Origin of the sequence: Zavarzinia sp. (genome assembly GCF_041650655.1) — a bacterium.
In the GTDB taxonomy this organism is placed as follows: domain Bacteria; phylum Pseudomonadota; class Alphaproteobacteria; order Zavarziniales; family Zavarziniaceae; genus Zavarzinia.
On record NZ_JBAZKR010000082.1, the window covers coordinates 1 to 17,557 of the forward strand.

The window sequence follows — 17,557 nt, forward strand, 5'->3', positions numbered from 1 at the left end:
GACGGCGAGCAACTGGCGAAACGGCCCGACACCGAACTGGCGGGACTGCCGTGCCGGATTTTCGCCTCCGCCAGCGGCGGTACCAGGGTCCTGGCCTGCCGCGGCAGCGACGGCAGCAGCCAGACCGTCCTGCTCGAGCCCTGAGATGCTGCGCAAGCTCTGCCTGACTCTATGCCTCGGCCTCTTCCTCGTGGCGGCGCCGCACCATCACGGCACCGCCCTCGCCAAGGACGGCGGCGGCGAAGGTGGTGAGGGCGGCGGCGGTGACGGAGGGGGCGGCAGTAGCGGCGGCGGCTCAGGCAGCGGCGGCTCGGATCACGACTCCGGCCGGAGCGGATCGGGGGGCGACGATTCGAGCGGCAGCAATTCGGGCGGCGACGACGGGAGCAGTGACGACGGGAGCGGCGACGATTCCGGCAGCAGCGGTTCGGGCGGTGACGATGCCGCCGATGACGATTCCGGTGGCGACGATACGGGCGGCATTGCCGATGGCGGTGGCGCCCCGGGTGCGAGCGGCAGCGGCCACGACGGCCCGCATATCGCGGGCGAACTCACCATGGTCGGCAGTGCGGCGACCGAGGCGGAGCTCCGCCCCTTCGGCGTGACCATCGTCGAGACCCGCGATCTCCCGACCCTGGGCCTGCACATCCTTCGCCTGCGGGTCGGGTCGGGTTCCGCCGAGAACACGCTGGACAACCTCCGGAGGGCCTTCCCCGACGCCGAAATCGCCCTCAATTCGCTCTATCGGCCGCATGGATCCGACGCCGCCGGCGCGCGGCCGCCGATCACCGCCCTCAATTGGCACCGCCGCCTGACCAATTGGTCCCACGATGCCGCCGGTTGCGCGACCGGGCGGATCATCGGAGTGATCGACACGGCGCTGGCACCAGGTATCGGCGATCTCGCCGGTGTCACGGTCGAGAGCAAGAGCACCATCGACGGCGGCTATGAAGCGCGGCCCGATGCCCACGGCAGCTATGTCGTCTCCCTCCTGGCCGGGCCGACCGTCGGGGTGGTGCCGGGCGCCCGCGTGCTCCATGCGGCCGCTGTCGAACATATCGGCAAGCGGGATTTCGCCTCGGCGACCTCGATCGCCACCGCCTTGGACTGGCTGGCTGAGCGCGGCGCCGCCGTGGTGAACATCAGCCTGGCGGGGCCGGACAATGCCCTGTTGCGCCGGGCGGTCGAACAGGCGGCGGCAACCGGCATGGTGCTGGTGGCACCCAGCGGCAACGGCGGTGCCGCCTCACCCGCCGCCTATCCCGCCGCCTATCCGCAGGTCATCGCCGTCGCCGCGACCGATCGCCTGAACCGCGTCTGGCAGGGATCTTCCCGTCCGGCGACCACGGGCCTGGGCGCGCCGGGGGTCGGCCTGTTGATCGGCGACGCCACGGTGAGCGGAACCTCCTTCGCCAGCCCCCTCGCGGCCGGCGCCGCCCTGACGGCGATCGCCGCGGGTGGCGATCCCCGCCCCCGTCTCCTGGCGGAGGCCCATCCGACCGACGTCGAGGGCATCCGCCTGCTGCAATTCGACGGCGCCTGCTTCCAGCGCTGAGCCCTTCAGGGGGCCTTGGCGGCCTTCTCACGCAGGCGGTCGCGCCAGCGCGCCGCCTCGGCCGAGAGATTGGCGGCGACGGCATCGTTGCCCATCGCCCGTTCCGCCTTTTCGAGATCGCCGAGGGCGGTCAGGAAATCCTCGACCAGGCCGAGGTTGCGCGTCTCGTTCACCAGATTGCGCATCGACTCGACCGAAGTCATCAGATGCGGATGCGCCTCGAAGGGCCGGCCGGCGGCCGTCAGCGCGCGGCCCAGGCGGTTCGAGGCGGCGGCATGGGTGTTGAACAGATTGGGCGGCAGCTTACCCTCGGTCGCCTCGGCGACCTCGTGCAGCTCGTCGATACAGGCTTGCAGGACCTCGATCGCGGCCTCGGCCTCGCCGAGCTGGAGATGCAGCCGGCCGAGGGCGTTGCGGGCGGAGGCGAGCGGCGCGCGCTGATCCGGCAGGTCGCTCCGCCCGGCGAGGGAGAGGCGGCGGGCGACCGCTTCCGCCTGGGCGTCGCGTGCCTCGGCCCGGCGGCCGATGGTCTCGAGCGAGGCGGCGCGGGCCTGCGCCACATCGGCCAGCAGCGGCCCGCCGAGGCCCCGGCCGTCGCCGCGCACGGCGCCGATCTTGGCCGCGACCGCCTGCGCCCGTTCGATCGCCGCCTCGTGCCGGTTGCCGGCCTGCATCACGCGAATCGAGAGGAAGCCCAGAATGCCCGACTCGATGCCGAAATCGGCCAGCGCCGGCAGGTCCCACACGCGGTCGAGCAGGGCCAGCGCCTCCTCGCCCATGCGCCGGGCCATCAAGGCGTCGACCAGGCGGCGGCTGCCGTCCAGCAGGCGGGCGGCGGCGGCATCGTCCGGCGCCTCGGCCAGCACCTCGACGGCACGCTCGACCATGGTCTGGAGGGCGGAGAGTTCGGGATCGGCAGTGTCGGACATGTCGGGCTTTCGGGCACGTGGGCCTAAAGGGCGGCGCTTCGGGCTTGGCCCGTCGCGCGGAAGGCTCCAATATGCCGTCAAGCGCGGTTTCCGGCAAAGTGGAAGCCGGTTTGCCGCAGGAAAGCGCGCTGAACCAAAGCATCCGAGCGGGCTGCCGATTCTCTGAATCGGTGATCCGCTCCAAGGCGCTGGGGCGCCGAGGCGGGGACCATGAACGAGGACGAACGCGCGAAGCGACGCGCGCTGCTGATGCGGCATTTCCTGCTGCGCGACATGCCGGAAAAGGTGCTGGACGACCTGATCGGCTTTTCGACCACGCGGCGCTTCGGCGACGACGAGATGATCTTCGCCAAGGGCGACGACGGCGACGGGCTCTACGGCATCCTCGAGGGCCAGGTGCGCATCTTCTCGGGCGATGCCGAGGGGCGCGAGATCACCCTGAACATCCTCGACACCGGCGACCTCTTCGGCGAGATCGCCCTGATCGACGGCAAGTCGCGCTCCGCCGATGCCGCCGCGATCGGCGACACCGTGCTGTTCCACATGCCGCGTCGCCATTTCGCGCCCTATATGCGGCAAAGCCCGGATCTCTGCTTCAGTCTGCTCGAAATCCTCTGCGCGCGCGTGCGCTGGACGTCGAGCGTGATCGAAGACCGGGCCTTCCTCGGGCTCGAGGCGCGGCTCGCCAAATGGCTGCTGAACCTGGCCGAGAGTGTGGGGGCGGAGCATCGGGGCGGCCCCCTCCGGCTGCGCATGAAACTCTCCCAGCGGGAGTTGGGGGCCATGGTCGGCACCTCGCGCGAGGCCGTGAACAAGCAATTTGCACTGTGGCGTGACGGCGGTCTCATCGCGATCGAAAAGGGATCGATCATCATCAACTCGCCCGACGATCTGCGGGCACTGGTGGACCTGGCCTGAACGGAAGACTGCATCATGTCCGAGGTGATCGAAGAGGTACTGCGGGCCGTTCGCGCCGCGCGCAAACGGGGCGAGCTGTTCGAAGCCTTCGACCTCGCCCGCAGCGCGATCGAGGAGCACGGCGCGGATCCGCGCCTCGCCTATGAGGCGGTACTCTGCCTGGCGCGCGCCGGGGCGAGCGAACTGGCCCACCGCCGCTACGAGGAATATGGCCTCAACCCCGATCTCGGCCTCGACTATGCGACCCTGATCGGCCGGATCGAGAAGGACGAGGCCCTGGCCCTCTCGGGCGAAGCCCGGCGGGCCAAGCTGCACGACGCGGCGGAAGCCTATCGCGCCGCCTATGTCCGCTATCCCGACTATTACCCGGCGATCAATGCCGCCACCCTCTATCTCCTGTCGGGCGACGAGGGGAATGCCAAGGGTTTCGCCGAACGCGCCCGCCGCCATCTGGTACCGGCCGAGGACGCCGCCCCCCGCCCGGCCAATTTCTGGGAACTGGCGACCGCGGCCGAGGCGGCCCTGGTGCTGGGCGATGTGGACGAGGCGGCCGGGGCGATCACCGCCGCCATGGCACTGCCCGATCTCGACCTGACCGAGATCGCCTCGACCCGGCGCCAGCTCCGCCTGGTGATCGAGGCGCGCGGCCTCGACCCCGCCCTGCTCGCCCCCATGATGCCGCCGGCCGTGGCCCATTTCACCGGCCACCGGCTGACCCCCTGGGGCCGTACCGGGCGCTTCCCGGCCGCCCTCGAACAGGCGGTGACGGCGGAAGTGCAGGCGGCGGTGGCGCGCCACGGCGTCAAGGTCGGCTATGGCTCGCTCGCCTCCGGCGCCGACATCCTGTTCGCCGAGGCGATCATCGAGGCGGGCGGCGAGGTCCATGTCGTGCTGCCCTTCGCCTATGAGGATTTCCTGCGCATCTCGGTCGCCGATTCAGGGCCGGAATGGACCGAGCGTTTCGAGCGCCTGATCCATCATCCACGCATGAGGGTGAGCCTCGCCACCTTCGATCCCTTCCTGGGCGATGACGAGATCTTCGGCTATGCCGCGCGTTATGCCATGGGTCTCGCGGTGATGCGGGCCGACATCCTGGGTGGCCCCACGGTGCAACTCGCCGTCTGGGACGGAATCGGTGGCGCCGGGCCGGCCGGCACCTCGGCCGATGTCGCCTTCTGGCGCGACCAGCTCGGCCGCCCCTGCGAGGTGATCTGGCCGGCCGGGGCCGTCGCGGCGCCCCTGGCGGCCCCCGCCCCCACCCCTTCGCCCAAGGCGGAGAGCGAGCTGGCGCCGGCCCAGCGCCCGCCCTCGCGCGTGCTGCGCGCCCTGCTCTTCTGCGACGTCAAGGGTTTCTCGAAGCTCAACGACGTGACCATCCCGACCTTCTTCCGCGAGGTGATGGGCGGGCTCGCCCGGGCGACCCGGCGCCACCGCGACCGCACCCTGTTCAAGAACACCTGGGGTGACGCCATCCATGCCGTGATGGCCGACGCGCCCTCGGCCGCCGCCCTCGCCCTCGACCTCCAGGAAGAGATGGGCCGGCTCGACCTCGACGCCCTCGGCATGCCGGAGACGCTGGCGCTCAGGGTCGGCGGCCACGTCGGGCCGATCTATGCGAGCTGGGACAATGTCCTCGAGGAAGAGACCTATTACGGCGCCCAGGTGACGCGCTGCGCCCGCATCGAGCCGATCGCCTTCACCGGCAAAGTCTTCGTCTCGGAAGCCTTCGCCGCCGAGCTGGCCCTGACCTCGCGCGAGTTCAGCTCGGAATATGTCGGCACCATCCCGACCGCGAAACAATTCGGCCGCATGCCGATGTATCTGCTGCGCCGGCGCGGCTGACGGGCCTCCGTCTCAGGTCCGCCGGACGAGCCCGGTCAGGCGGTGCAGTTCGGCCAGGAATTCGGCCTCCGCCTTGGCCGCCGGCCAGGGCTCCAAGCTCCGTTCCAGGGGCGGCTCGGTCATGCCGAAGGTGGCGGGGTCGGCGGCTTCGGCCGGGGTCAGGCCGACGAGCTGGACCGCCTCGGTGGCGGCCAGGGCGCGGTCCGCCTGCTTGATCCGCCGGGCCATCTCGGGCGGCAGCGGCCAGGGCAGGCCGTAACGCTGGTGGACGGCGCGCTGCATCCCGTCCTCGAGCGCCTTGAGCGAGGGGCCGAGCAGCGGCTTCAGCGGCGTGATGACATCCATGCCGAGCAGGCCTTCGGCGGCGTCATGCACCAGGGCGGCGAGTTCCAGGCGCAGGCTGAGGCGGCGCGGCGGGGTGCGACGGCGGACCTCGGCCAGCACGTCGAGACAGTGCTGGGCGACCGTATAGGGCAGGTCGCCCCTGGTCGCCCCGTTCCAGCGCGCGATCCGGGCGAGACCGCGGGCCAGGTCGGTATCCTCGAAATCGAGCGGCGAGGGATTGGCGAGGTCGAGCCGGCGGCCGGACAGGAAGCGTTGCCAGACGCGATTCTCGCTGGTGGCCGCCTTCGGTGCCCCTGCCCTGCCCATGATCCCACCACCGAAAATTGACCCGGCCCCACTCTTAACGCGGCCGGGCCTGTTTCGGGAAGGGTCAGGACTTGGCGCGGCTGCCCCGGCGGCCGAGCCAGACATTGAATTCGCCGACGATGCCGCGCCGGAAGGCGAGCACGCAGACGACGAAGACGAAGCCGATCACCGTGGTCACCGGCAGGCCGGATTCCGCCAGGTAATTCTCCATCGAGACCACGAGGCCGGCACCGACCGCCGGCCCGACCAGGGTGCCGACGCCGCCGAGCAAGGTCATCAGGATCACTTCTCCCGACATCTGCCACTGCACGTCGGTCAGCGAGGCGAGCTGGACCGCGATCGCCTTGGTGCCGCCGGCAACCCCGGCGAGCGCCGCCGACAAGGTGAAGGCCAGCAGCTTGAAGCGGTCGACCCTGTAGCCGAGGGAGATCGCCCGCGGCTCGTTCTCGCGGATCGCCTTCAGCACGGCGCCGAAGGGCGAATGCACGATGCGCCAGATCAGGGCGAAACAGAGCAGGAAGACCGCCAGCACGAAATAGTAGCCGGCCAGCGAATCCTCGATGTCGATCAGGCCGAAGACCTTGCCGCGCGGCACGCCCTGCAAGCCGTCCTCGCCGCCCGTGATGCCGCCCGCCTGGATGCAGAAGAAGAACACCATCTGCGAAATGGCGAGGGTGATCATGGCGAAATAGATGCCCTGGCGCCGGATCGCGACCCAGCCGACGATGAGCCCGAGCAGGCCGCCGATCAGCGCGCCGAACAGGATCGCCAGCTCGGGCGTGAAACCCCAGAACTTGGCGGCATAGCCGGTCGCATAGGCCGCGATGCCGAAGAAGGCGGCATGCCCGAAGGAGAGCAGGCCGACGAAGCCGAGCACCAGGTTGAAGGCGCAGGCGAAGAGCGCGAAGCACAGCGCCTTCATCACGAAGCCCGGATAGGCCAGGAAGGGCAGCGCCAGCAGGAGCGCGATCAGCAACAGGCCGATGACGATGCGCGGCCCGGGCGAGAAGGAACCGGTGACGGTACCGCTGACGGTGGTCGAGAGTTTCACGGCCATGATCAGCGCTCCCGCCCGAAGAGGCCGGCGGGGCGCAGCAACAGCACCACCACCATGATGATGAAAACGACGATGTTCGAGGCTTCGGGGAAGAACACCTTGGTCAGGCCCTCCGTGAGACCGAGCAGGTAACCCGAGACGACGGCGCCGAAGATCGAACCCATGCCGCCGATCACGACGACGGCGAAGACCACGATGATGAGGTTGGAGCCCATCAGCGGATTGACCGAGTAGATCGGCGCCGCCATCACCCCGGCGAGCCCGGCCAGCGCCACGCCGACGCCGTAGGTCAGGGTGATCATCACCGGCACGTTGATGCCGAAGGCCTGGACCAGGCGCGGATTTTCGGTCGCCGCGCGGAGGTAGGAGCCGAGCCTGGTGCGTTCGATCGCATACCAGGTGGCGACGCAGACCACGACCGAGAGCAGCACGACCCAGCCGCGGTAGAAGGGCAGGAACATGAAGCCGAGATTGGTGCCCCCGGCCAGGGCTGTGGGCACGGGATAGGCCTGGCCGGAGACACCAAACTCATGCTTGAAGCTGCCTTCGAGAATCAAGGCGATGCCGAAGGTAAGCAACAACCCGTACAAATGATCGAGCTTGTAGAGGCGGGACAGCATCGTCTTTTCGATGACGATGCCGAGCAGGCCGACGGCGACGGGTGCGATCACCAAGGCGCCCCAATAGCCGATCCCCGCATATTGCATCAGGAACCAAGCCACGAAGGCGCCCACCATGTAGAGGGCGCCATGGGCGAAGTTGATCACGTTCAACATGCCGAAGATCACGGCGAGCCCCAGGCTCAACAGCGCGTAGAAGGAGCCGTTGATGAGGCCGAGCAGCAACTGCCCGAACAGGGCTTGAGGCGGAATACCGAGAAGCTCGAACATGCAATTTCCCGTCGTCGTCGGTCCCGGAGGTTTCGGTTACTGAACCAGCGGGCAGCCGGATTTCGCCGGATCCTGGAACGCCTGGTCGCCCGGTACCGTCTTCACCACCTTGTAAAGGTCCCATTCACCCTTGGATTCCGAAGGCTTCTTGACCTCCATCAGGTACATGTCGTGGATCACGCTGCCGTTGGCGCCGATCTTGCCGTTGTGGATGACGTCGTCCTGCACCGGCGTCGCCTTCATCTTGGCGGCCACGGTCTTGCCGTCGTCGGTGCCGCTGTCCTTGACCGCCTTCAGGTAATGCAGCACGCCCGAATAGACGGCCGCCTGCACCATGGTCGGTTCCTTGCCGAACTTGTCGAAGAACTTCTTCGAGAAGGCGCGGGTCTGGTCGTCCAGGTCCCAATAGAAGCCGGTGGTGACATTCAGGCCCTGGCCGAGATCGAGCCCGATCGAATGGATGTCAGACAGGAAGGCAAGCAGCGCCACCAGCTTCTGGCCGCCGGCGACGATGCCGAATTCGGCCGCCTGCTTCACCGAGTTGATGGTGTCCTGGCCGGCGTTGGCGAGGCCGATCACCTTGGCGCCCGAGGACTGGGCCTGGAGCAGGAAGGACGACAGATCGGCCGAGGGGAACGGATGGCGGACCGAGCCCACCACCTTGCCGCCCATCTCGGTGATCACCGAGGTCGCATCGGCTTCCAGGCTGTGGCCGAAGGCATAGTCGGCGGTCAGCAGGAACCAGCTGTCGCCGCCGTTGGCGATCACGGTCGGCGGCGTCACATGGGCCAGCGCATAGGTGTCGTAGATCCAGTGGAAGCCGGTCGCCGAGCATTCCTTCTGAGTCAGGCGCACCGAGGCGGCGCCGGTGTTGATGGTGACCACGCCCTTCTCGGCGCCCACGCCCTGCACGGCCAGGCCGACCGCCGAGTTGGTCATGTCGATCATCATGTCGACGCCCTTGGCATCGACCCATTCGCGGGCGATGTTGGCGCCGATGTCGGCCTTGTTCTGGTGATCGGCCGAGATCAGCTCGATCGGCTTGCCGGCCACGGTGCCGCCGAAGTCGGCCACCGCCATTTCGGCGGCCGCGACCGAACCCTTGCCGGCGACGTCGGCATAGACGCCGGAAAGATCGGTCAGCACACCGATCACCACCTTGTCGCCGGAAATACCGGCCGCCATCGCGGAACCGGCCAGCATGGCAGAAGCCGCCACGCCGGCGAGCAGAGCCTTCTTGAACATCGTCTTCCTCCCGATCAACGATTATGCATGTATGTTATTTTATGCGTTACACGCCGAGATAGGTGACCAGCCGCTCCTTGTTGGCGGCCAGTTCGGCCGAGGTCATGGCGTCCACGACATGGCCGTCCTCGATCACATAGAAGCGGTCGGCGATGGTCGAAACGAAATGAATCGACTGTTCGACCAGGATCATGGTCAGGCCGCCTTCCTTCAGGCGGCGCACGGCTTGGCCAATCTGCTGCACGATCACCGGGGCGAGGCCCTCGGTCGGCTCGTCCAGCAAGATGAAATCGGCCCCGGTGCGCAGGATGCGGGCGATCGCCAGCATCTGCTGCTCGCCGCCCGAAAGCTTGGTGCCCGGGCTGCTGAGCCGTTCGCGCAGGTTCGGGAACAGGGTGAAGATGTCCTCGACGCTCATGCCGCCCGGCTTGATCACCGGCGGCAGCATCAGGTTTTCCTGCACGTTCAGGCTGGCGAAGATGCCCCGCTCCTCCGGCACGTAACCGATGCCGAGGCGGGCGATCCGGTTCGGCTGGGCGCCCACGATCTCGACGCCGTCGAACTGGATCGAGCCGGTGCGCCGGCCGACCAGCCCCATCACCGAGCGGAGCGTGGTGGTCTTGCCGGCGCCGTTGCGGCCCAGCAGGGCGACCACTTCGCCGCGCCGGACTTCGATGTCGACGCCGTGCAGGACGTGGCTCTCGCCATAATAGGCGTTGAGCCCGGCGATCTTCAGGCGGGGCGCGCCGTCCGCCGCCGCCATGGTCTTCAGCGCCGCCTCAGCCATGACCGGTCCCCATGTAGGCCTCGATCACGGCCGGGTTCTTGGAAACGCTGTCGTAGGGCCCTTCGGCCAGGATCTGGCCGCGCTGGAGCACGGTGATCGTGTCGGATAGGCCGGAGACGACAGACATATTGTGTTCCACCATGAGGATGGTGCGGCCTTCGCGCACCCGGCGGATCAGCTCGATGATACGCCCGACGTCCTCGTGCCCCATGCCCTGGGTCGGCTCGTCGAGCAGCATCAGGTCGGGATCGAGGGCGAGCGTGGTCGCGATCTCCAGCGCCCGCTTGCGGCCGTAGGAGAGTTCGACGGCGAGTGTGTTCAGATAGGCGGACAAGCCGACCGCATCGACCAGTTCGCGCGCCCGCTCGTCGAGATGGTCGAGCTCGCGCACGGAGCGCCAGAAATGGAACACCATGGAGCTCGACGCCTGCAGGGCGACGCGCACGTTCTCCAGTACCGTCAGATGCGGAAAGACGGCCGAAATCTGGAACGAGCGAACCACGCCCATGCGGGCGATTTCAGCCGGCTTTGCCCGGGTGATGTCGCGCCCGTTGAAGCGCACCACGCCGCTCGTCGGCTGCAGGAATTTGGTCAGCAGGTTGAAGACCGTGGTCTTGCCGGCACCATTCGGACCGATCAGCGCGTGAATGCTGCCTTTGCGAACCTTGAGGTTCACATCCTTCACGGCGACGAAGCCGCGAAATTCCTTGGTCAGGCCTTCCGTTTCGAGAACAAGCTCGGCCACCGTGCTCCCCACTGTTTCGGGCGCTCCGGGATCACCTCCCGTGGGTGGTGATCCATCCTGGCGCCGCTTCCGTTTCGCCGGCTTCTGTCGAGCCGTCCATCTCGTTTACCGATGCGGGCCTTAACTGAACAGCCCCTACTTAAGTCTAAAACCGCCCTGCTGACGGCCGAAGCGGCAACCCTTTACCGATCATCGTTGCACCACCCAGGGCGCGGCCTTAGTGTCGGTTGCAGGGGAAACGAGAGAGTGTGCGATGGAAGGTGCAGAACCCGGGTGGACCGTGGTGGTCGCCGACGATCACCCGCTGGTCCGCGACGCGATGCGCCACGCCCTGACGCAGAGCCTGAACGACGTCACGGTAGTGGACGCCTCCAGCCTGGACGAAGCCAAGGCGGCGGTCGACCGGCTGGGGTCGGTCGATCTCGTGATCCTCGATCTCAACATGCCGGGCATGGACGGTTTCACCGGCCTCGCCTCGATGCGTGCCGCCCACCCGCTGGTGCCGGTCGCCATGGTCTCGGCGACCAACGACGAGACCGTGATGCGCCGGGCGATCGAATTCGGCGCCGCCGGCTTCATCCCGAAATCCTCCCCGCTCGAAACGATCGCGGAAGCGGTCGGCCAGATCCTGGACGGCCAAGTCTGGCTGCCCCCGTCGACCGCCCCGGCGGCGGCCGGCACCGGCACCAGCCGCCAGGACATCGCCAAGCGCCTCGGCGAGCTCACGCCCCAGCAGCTCAAGGTCCTGGCCATGATGTCCCAGGGCCTGCTCAACAAGCAGATCGCCTACGAACTCGGCGTCGGCGAGGCCACGGTGAAGGCTCATGTCACCGCGATCCTGAAGAAGCTCGGCGTACACAGCCGCACCCAGGCCGTGATCGCCGCCCGCCTGCTGGATTTCAAGACAGTCGACTGAAGCGGACGAGGTCCCAGAGAAAATCCCCCTGGTCTTGCCGTCATGGCCGTGCTTGACACGGCCATCCACGAGAACACCGAGCCGGGCGGAGAGGCGTGGATCGCCGGGTCGAGCCCGGCGATGACGATCGCGAGTGGTGCTGGGGCTCCTTGGAGTAACCCGACTTCCTCAACCGGACAGCCGTGGGTCGAGCCCGGCGATGACGGTCAAAGGCTGTTTTCCCGACGATGATACTGCCTGATTCCGGCCCGACCGTGGCCCCGGGAGCCGGGTGCTCAGCTCGCCGCGGCGAGGCCCTGCTGCTTGCGCAGATGGTCGAGATAGGCGCGCAGCGCCGCCGGCTTCACCGGCTTCGGCAGCAGTTCGACCTGGTGCCGCTTGGCTTCCTGGCGCAGGCGCGGCTCGCGGTCGGCGGTGATCAGGGCGGCCGGCAGCAGCCAGCCCGCCTGCTGGCGCAATGCCGTGATCACGCCGAGGCCGTTGGCGCTGCCGCCCAGGTGATAGTCGACCAGGATGACGTCGGGGCTCCGCCCGGCGTCGCGCATCGCCTGGCGCGCAGCATCGAGCGATTCCGCCGTCACCACGTCGCAAGCCCAGCCTTTCAGCAGGGCGGTGATCGCTTCCCGGATCGCCGCCTCGTCGTCGATCGCGAGGACGAAGAGCCGCGCCTGTTCTTCTTCCGGCGGGCGAACCTGGATCGTCTCGGCCCGACGCAGAGCGGGCGCTTCGGTCAGCGGGGCCGCGACGGTGAAGACGGCGCCGCGCCCAACGGTCGAGCGAAGCCCGATCGGATGGTCCAGGATGCGGCAGATCCGCTCGACGATGGCGAGGCCGAGGCCGAGGCCCCTCGCCCCCTGCTCCTCCATCTTGGGGTTGAGCCGAACGAATTCGCCGAAGATCGTCTCGCGCTGCTCCGCCGCGATGCCGGGGCCACTGTCCCAGACTTCGACCACGGCATGGTCGCCGCGCCGGCGTGCGCCGATCAGCACGCGACAACGCGGCCGCGCCGGATCGCTGTAACGGATCGCGTTCGAGAGATAGTTCTGGATCACCCGGCGCAGGAGCTGCGGATCGGAGCGAACGGCCAAGCTGGACGGCATGACCACCAGCTCCACACCGCGCTTGGCCGCGAGCGGCGCCAGGGTCGAGGCGATGCCCTCCATCAGCGGGCCGAGGGCGACCGCCTGCCAATCCGGCGTCATCACCCCCTGGTCGAGACGCGAGATGTCGAGCAAGGCGTCGAGCAGCACCTCGACCGCGGCGAGGCCCTGGTCGACCTTGCCGACCAGCGGCTCGTCCGGGTGACGGTCGCTCAGCGCGGTGGCGAACAGACGGGCGGCGTGGAGTGGCTGCAGCAGGTCGTGGCTGGCCGCGGCGAGGAAACGGGTCTTGCCCAGATTGGCTTCTTCCGCCTCGTTGCGTGCCTGGTCCAGTTCGGCGATCACACGGGTCAGGTCGGAGGTGCGTTCCTCGACCCGGCGCTCCAGCGTCTCGTTGGCGAGCTTCAGGGCGGCTTCCGCATGGTGGCGGTCGGTCACGTCGGTGACCATGACCGAAAAGCCGCCGCCGGGCATGGAATCAAAGCGCAGTTCCACGCGCGCCCCGTCCGGCCGCTCGACTTCGCGCACGGCGGTGAGCCCGCCCGGTGGCGGTGTCAGCGCGGAACCGAGCGCGCGCAGGCGGCCGACCACGCCCAGTTCGCCGGTCGAGGTGCCGACCCGCGCCTGTTCCGGCGGCAGCCACAGCATGTCGAAGAAGCGCTCGTTCCAGGTGGTCAGGCGGTGGTCGCGGTCGAACACGCCGATGCCCTGGCTGACGTGGTCGAGCGTGGTGCGCAGCAGGGTGAAATTCTGCCGGATCGCCTCGGTCGCCTCGCCCAGGACGGCGCGCATGGCACGGCCCGAAAGGCGCGTGCCCTGCCGTGCCGAAGCCAGCACGACGCGGGCCGAGGCGGCACCGATCACGCCCGACAGCAGGCGTTCGGTGAAAGCCGCGACATTGACCCCCGTCCGCTCGATCCCGGCATAGGCCTGTTCGGCCTGGTCGACACCGATGAAGCGGGCCGACAGGCTCTTCAATTCCTCGATCGTCATGGCGGCGCCGGCGCGCTGCACCGTCTCGGCGTCCAATTCGACCTGGGGGTTGACGAAGGCTTCGGCCTGTTCGCGGTCGCGCTTGTGCGGGGCGGAGAAGAGCGAGACCACGACCAGCAGGCAGAGGTTCAGCCCGAGGCTGGCGACCACGCCGCGGCTGAGCGGATCGAGCCCGCCCAGGGTCTCCTCGAGCAGGCCATCGAGGGTGACGAGATCCCCCCCGTTACCCGTGATCGAGGGCATGAAGAGGACGAAGAACCAGACCAGGGCACCGCCCACCAGGCCCGCCACCGCGCCATTGCGATGCGCCCCACGCCAGAACAGGCCGAGCAGCAGGGCGGGCGCGAATTGAGCCACCGCCGCAAAGGAGATGAGACCGATCGAGACCAGCGTCATCTGGCCGACCAGCGCGCGTTCGTAGAGATAGCCGAGCAGCAGCACGACGACTACGGCCGCGCGCCTGGTCACCACCACCACGCGGCCGCTGTCGTGGCGATCGAACTGGCGCCAGCGCAGCAGGAAGGGCATGGCGATCTCGTTCGAGGCCATGATCGAGAGCGCCAGGCAGGCGACGATCACCATGCTGCTGGCCGCCGAAAGGCCGCCGATGAAGGCGAAGGTCGAGAGCACGTCGTCGCCCCGCGCCATCGGAATCGCCAGCACGAAAGTATCGGGCGCGGTGCCCGCCGGCAGTGCCGTCAGACCGGCGACCGCGATCGGCACGACGAAGAGATTGATGACGACGAGATAGAGCGGGAAGAGCCAGCGGGCCATGTCCAGGTGGTTGCCGGCACCGTGCTCGATCACCGCGACATGGAACTGGCGCGGCAGGCACAGAAAGGCGAGACCCGACAGGACGGTCAGGGTGAGCCAGCCGGTATCGAGCGTGGGCGAGGCGAAACGGACGAAGGCCGGATCATGCGCGACCTTGGCGAACAGGCCGCCGAAACCGCCGAAGACTTCATAGGTTACAAAAAGGCCGACGGCAACGAAGGCGGCCAGCTTCACGAGCGATTCGAAGGCGATCGCCAGCATCATGCCGCGGTGCTGCTCGGTCGCCTGGGCGCGGCGGATGCCGAACAGCATGGTGAAGACCGCCATCATCACGGCGACGATCAGGGCGGTGTCGCGCCAGGCGTGGAAGTCGCCGGCACCGCTGGTCGCCGCCGTGCCCACGACGGTGTCGAAACTGTCCGACACGGCTTTCAGCTGGAGCGCGATATAGGGCAGTACGCCGACGATCGCCAGCACCGCGACCAGGGCCGAGACGGCCCGGCTCTTGCCGTAGCGCGAGCCGATGAAGTCGGCGATCGAGGTGATGTTCTGGTTGCGCGCGATCAACACCATGCGGGCCAGCAGGCGGTGGCCGAACAGCATGATCACGATCGGCCCGACGAAGATCAGGAAGAAATCCCACCCCGCCGCCACGGCCCGGCCGACGCTGCCGTAGAAGGTCCAGGAGGTGCAGTAGATCGCCAGCGAGAGGGCATAGACCACGCGCTGCGACGTGGCACCGCGTCGTTGGCGCCAGTCGCCCACATAGGCGATTGCGAAGAGACTGCCGATATACAGAAGCGACATCAGCAGGATTGCCCAGTCCTGCAACATGGCGTCACGACCCTCCCTGCACATCTCCATCTACGCGCCAATACCGACCTTTGTCTATTTCCATATGACATTGCGATGGCAAGGCCCGCCGGAAATACGTTTTTGCAACGCAACATGACTTGACGCATGGGCCGCCATTTCTCTGGCGGAGGCGGTTTTTCGACCATTGTCGGGGCTCACCTGTTGGCAAGCCTCCGGTACCACTGTGGCGATCGGCAAAGGCCGAGAGCCTTGATCTGGCTCAAACGGGGTACAACGGGCGAAAAACCGCCCAGGGAGGTAAAAGATGGTCAGCGTGGCAATGGGAAAGGACAAGGAGCGAGCCGAGGCCGCTGAGAAGCGGAAGGTCGTGTTCGCGTCGTCGCTCGGCACCGTGTTCGAGTGGTATGATTTCTACCTCTACGGCTCACTCGCTGCCGTGATTTCCAAGCAGTTCTTCTCCGGCGTCAATCCGACCGCCGCCTTCATTTTCGCCCTGATGGCCTTCGCCGCGGGCTTCGCCGTGCGCCCCTTCGGCGCGCTGGTGTTCGGTCGCCTGGGCGACCTCGTCGGCCGCAAATATACCTTCCTCATCACCATCCTGATGATGGGTGCCTCGACCTTCATCGTCGGCATCCTGCCGTCCTATGCCTCGATCGGCGTCGCGGCGCCGATCATCCTGATCTCCCTCCGCCTGCTCCAGGGCCTCGCGCTCGGCGGTGAATACGGCGGTGCCGCGACCTATGTCGCGGAACATGCCCCGCCCAACAAGCGCGGCAAGTTCACCTCCTGGATCCAGACCACGGCGACCATCGGCCTGTTCCTCTCGCTCCTCGTCATCATGGGCGTGCGCCTGTCGATGTCGCCCGAGGACTTCGAGAGCTGGGGCTGGCGCATTCCCTTCCTGGTCTCGATCATCCTGCTCGGGGTTTCCGTCTGGATCCGTCTGCAGCTGAATGAATCGCCGCTGTTCCAGAAGATGAAGGAAGAGGGCACCCGCTCGAAGGCGCCGCTGACCGAAAGCTTCGCCCGCTGGGGCAACCTGAAGATCGTCCTGATCGCCCTGTTCGGCCTGACCGCCGGCCAGGCCGTGGTCTGGTACACCGGCCAGTTCTACGCCCTGTTCTTCCTGACCCAGACCCTGAAGGTCGACGCCCAGACCGCGAACCTGCTGATCGCCGGCTCGCTGCTGATCGGCACGCCCTTCTTCGTCATCTTCGGCTCGCTGTCCGACCGGATCGGCCGCAAGCCGATCATCATGGCCGGCTGCCTGATCGCCGCCTTGACCTATTTCCCGATCTTCAAGGCGATCACCCACTACGCCAATCCGGCGCTCGAACAGGCCCAGGCCGCCTCGCCGGTCGTGGTCGTGGCCGATCCCAACAAGTGCACCTTCCAGTTCAACCCGGTCGGCACCTCGAAGTTCGTCACCCCCTGCGACGTGGTGAAGAGCGCCCTGGTGAAGCGCGGCACGCCCTACTCGAACGAAGTGGCGCCGGAAGGCACCTCGGCGGTCGTGAAGATCGGCGGCCTGACCATCGACGGCTATGACGGCACCGCGCCCGACGCCAAGGAGAAGGCCGCGGCCTTCGACGCGGCGCTGACCAAGGCGCTGTCCGACGCCGGCTACCCGCTCAAGGCGGATCCCGCAGGCATCAATCATGTGATGCTGCTGGTCCTGCTCTTCGTCCTGGTGGTCTATGTCACCATGGTCTACGGCCCGATCGCGGCCATGCTGGTGGAACTCTTCCCGACCCGCATCCGCTACACCTCGATGTCGCTGCCCTATCACATCGGCAACGGCTGGTTCGGCGGCTTCCTGCCGACCACCGCCTTCGCCATCGTGGCGGCCACCGGCAATATCTACGACGGCCTCTGGTACCCGATCATCATCGCTGCCGGCACCTTCGTGATCGGCATGCTCTTCGTCCGCGAAACCAAGGACAACACGATCATCGACTGATCGACGACGCGAGGGTGGCGGCCCGGCCGCCACCCTCTCCCCATACGAAATTGGAGACGCCCGATGACCGCCACGCCCAAGCCCGATGCCGCCCATGATCCCCTCTATCCGGTTCCGGCCGGTTTCGCGGCGAAGGCGCATGTCGATGCCGCGGGTTACGCTTCGGGTTACCGCCGGTCGGTGGAAGACCCGGTAGGCTTCTGGGGCGAGGCGGGCAAGCGGCTTTCCTGGATCAAGCCCTATTCGGCCGGCGCGGTGAAGGACGTCTCCTTCGGCCCCGGTAACGTGCACATCCGCTGGTTCCACGACGGCGTGCTCAATGTCGCCGCCAACTGCCTCGACCGCCACCTCGAGACCAGGGCCGACAAGGTCGCCATCC

At 67.7% G+C, this 17,557-nt stretch carries 14 protein-coding genes; 6 read left to right on the forward strand and 8 right to left on the reverse strand.

The annotated features are described in order from the left end of the window. The first annotated feature begins 145 nt into the window (after positions 1-145). On the forward strand, positions 146-1,555 hold the full coding sequence (locus tag WC493_RS16700; RefSeq protein ID WP_373066702.1) for a S8 family serine peptidase: 1,410 nt from the start codon (positions 146-148) through the stop codon (positions 1,553-1,555). A gap of 5 nt (positions 1,556-1,560) precedes the next feature. Here WC493_RS16700 and WC493_RS16705 read toward each other — a convergent pair whose 3' ends face one another. Then, positions 1,561-2,484: a hypothetical protein gene (locus tag WC493_RS16705; protein ID WP_373066703.1), complete on the reverse strand. Its 924-nt coding sequence runs from the start codon at positions 2,482-2,484 to the stop codon at positions 1,561-1,563. 210 nt (positions 2,485-2,694) lie between these two features. On the opposite strand from WC493_RS16705, the gene WC493_RS16710 reads away from it, so the two are divergent. After that, positions 2,695-3,402 (forward strand): Crp/Fnr family transcriptional regulator, encoded by a 708-nt coding sequence (locus WC493_RS16710; RefSeq protein WP_373066704.1) that lies wholly within the window; start codon positions 2,695-2,697, stop codon positions 3,400-3,402. A gap of 15 nt (positions 3,403-3,417) precedes the next feature. Continuing rightward, on the forward strand, positions 3,418-5,244 hold the full coding sequence (locus WC493_RS16715; RefSeq protein WP_373066705.1) for a tetratricopeptide repeat-containing protein: 1,827 nt from the start codon (positions 3,418-3,420) through the stop codon (positions 5,242-5,244). 12 nt (positions 5,245-5,256) lie between these two features. Here WC493_RS16715 and WC493_RS16720 read toward each other — a convergent pair whose 3' ends face one another. From WC493_RS16720 to WC493_RS16745, 6 genes are all read right to left on the reverse strand, one after another. Then, positions 5,257-5,895: an HD family hydrolase gene (locus WC493_RS16720; RefSeq protein ID WP_373066707.1), complete on the reverse strand. Its 639-nt coding sequence runs from the start codon at positions 5,893-5,895 to the stop codon at positions 5,257-5,259. A 64-nt stretch (positions 5,896-5,959) separates the two neighbouring features. Next, positions 5,960-6,952, reverse strand: a complete 993-nt coding sequence (locus WC493_RS16725) for a branched-chain amino acid ABC transporter permease (RefSeq protein WP_373066708.1) — start codon at positions 6,950-6,952, stop codon at positions 5,960-5,962. 2 nt (positions 6,953-6,954) lie between these two features. Continuing rightward, complete coding sequence (locus WC493_RS16730; RefSeq protein WP_373066709.1) at positions 6,955-7,842, reverse strand: branched-chain amino acid ABC transporter permease; 888 nt, start codon at positions 7,840-7,842, stop codon at positions 6,955-6,957. Between the two features lie 36 nt (positions 7,843-7,878). Next, a complete protein-coding gene (locus tag WC493_RS16735) occupies positions 7,879-9,087 on the reverse strand; it encodes an ABC transporter substrate-binding protein (RefSeq protein WP_373066711.1) in 1,209 nt (402 codons plus the stop codon). 46 nt (positions 9,088-9,133) lie between these two features. Then, on the reverse strand, positions 9,134-9,874 hold the full coding sequence (locus WC493_RS16740; RefSeq protein ID WP_373066712.1) for an ABC transporter ATP-binding protein: 741 nt from the start codon (positions 9,872-9,874) through the stop codon (positions 9,134-9,136). Further along, a complete protein-coding gene (locus WC493_RS16745; protein WP_373066713.1) occupies positions 9,867-10,619 on the reverse strand; it encodes an ABC transporter ATP-binding protein in 753 nt (250 codons plus the stop codon). Before WC493_RS16745 ends, WC493_RS16740 begins: the two co-directional genes overlap by 8 nt. A 253-nt stretch (positions 10,620-10,872) precedes the next feature. On the opposite strand from WC493_RS16745, the gene WC493_RS16750 reads away from it, so the two are divergent. Then, entirely contained in the window at positions 10,873-11,535 is a 663-nt protein-coding gene (locus WC493_RS16750) for a response regulator (protein WP_373066715.1), read from the forward strand. A 275-nt stretch (positions 11,536-11,810) separates the two neighbouring features. On the opposite strand, the gene WC493_RS16755 is transcribed toward WC493_RS16750, so the two are convergent. Next, complete coding sequence (locus tag WC493_RS16755; protein ID WP_373066716.1) at positions 11,811-15,236, reverse strand: NahK/ErcS family hybrid sensor histidine kinase/response regulator; 3,426 nt, start codon at positions 15,234-15,236, stop codon at positions 11,811-11,813. A 286-nt stretch (positions 15,237-15,522) separates the two neighbouring features. Here WC493_RS16755 and WC493_RS16760 point away from each other — a divergent pair, with 286 nt between their 5' ends. Next, positions 15,523-17,178, forward strand: a complete 1,656-nt coding sequence (locus WC493_RS16760; RefSeq protein WP_373066717.1) for an MFS transporter — start codon at positions 15,523-15,525, stop codon at positions 17,176-17,178. A 63-nt stretch (positions 17,179-17,241) separates the two neighbouring features. Further along, positions 17,242-17,557 (forward strand): acetyl-coenzyme A synthetase N-terminal domain-containing protein (locus tag WC493_RS16765; protein ID WP_373066719.1); only part of this gene is annotated, 316 nt, incomplete at its 3' end.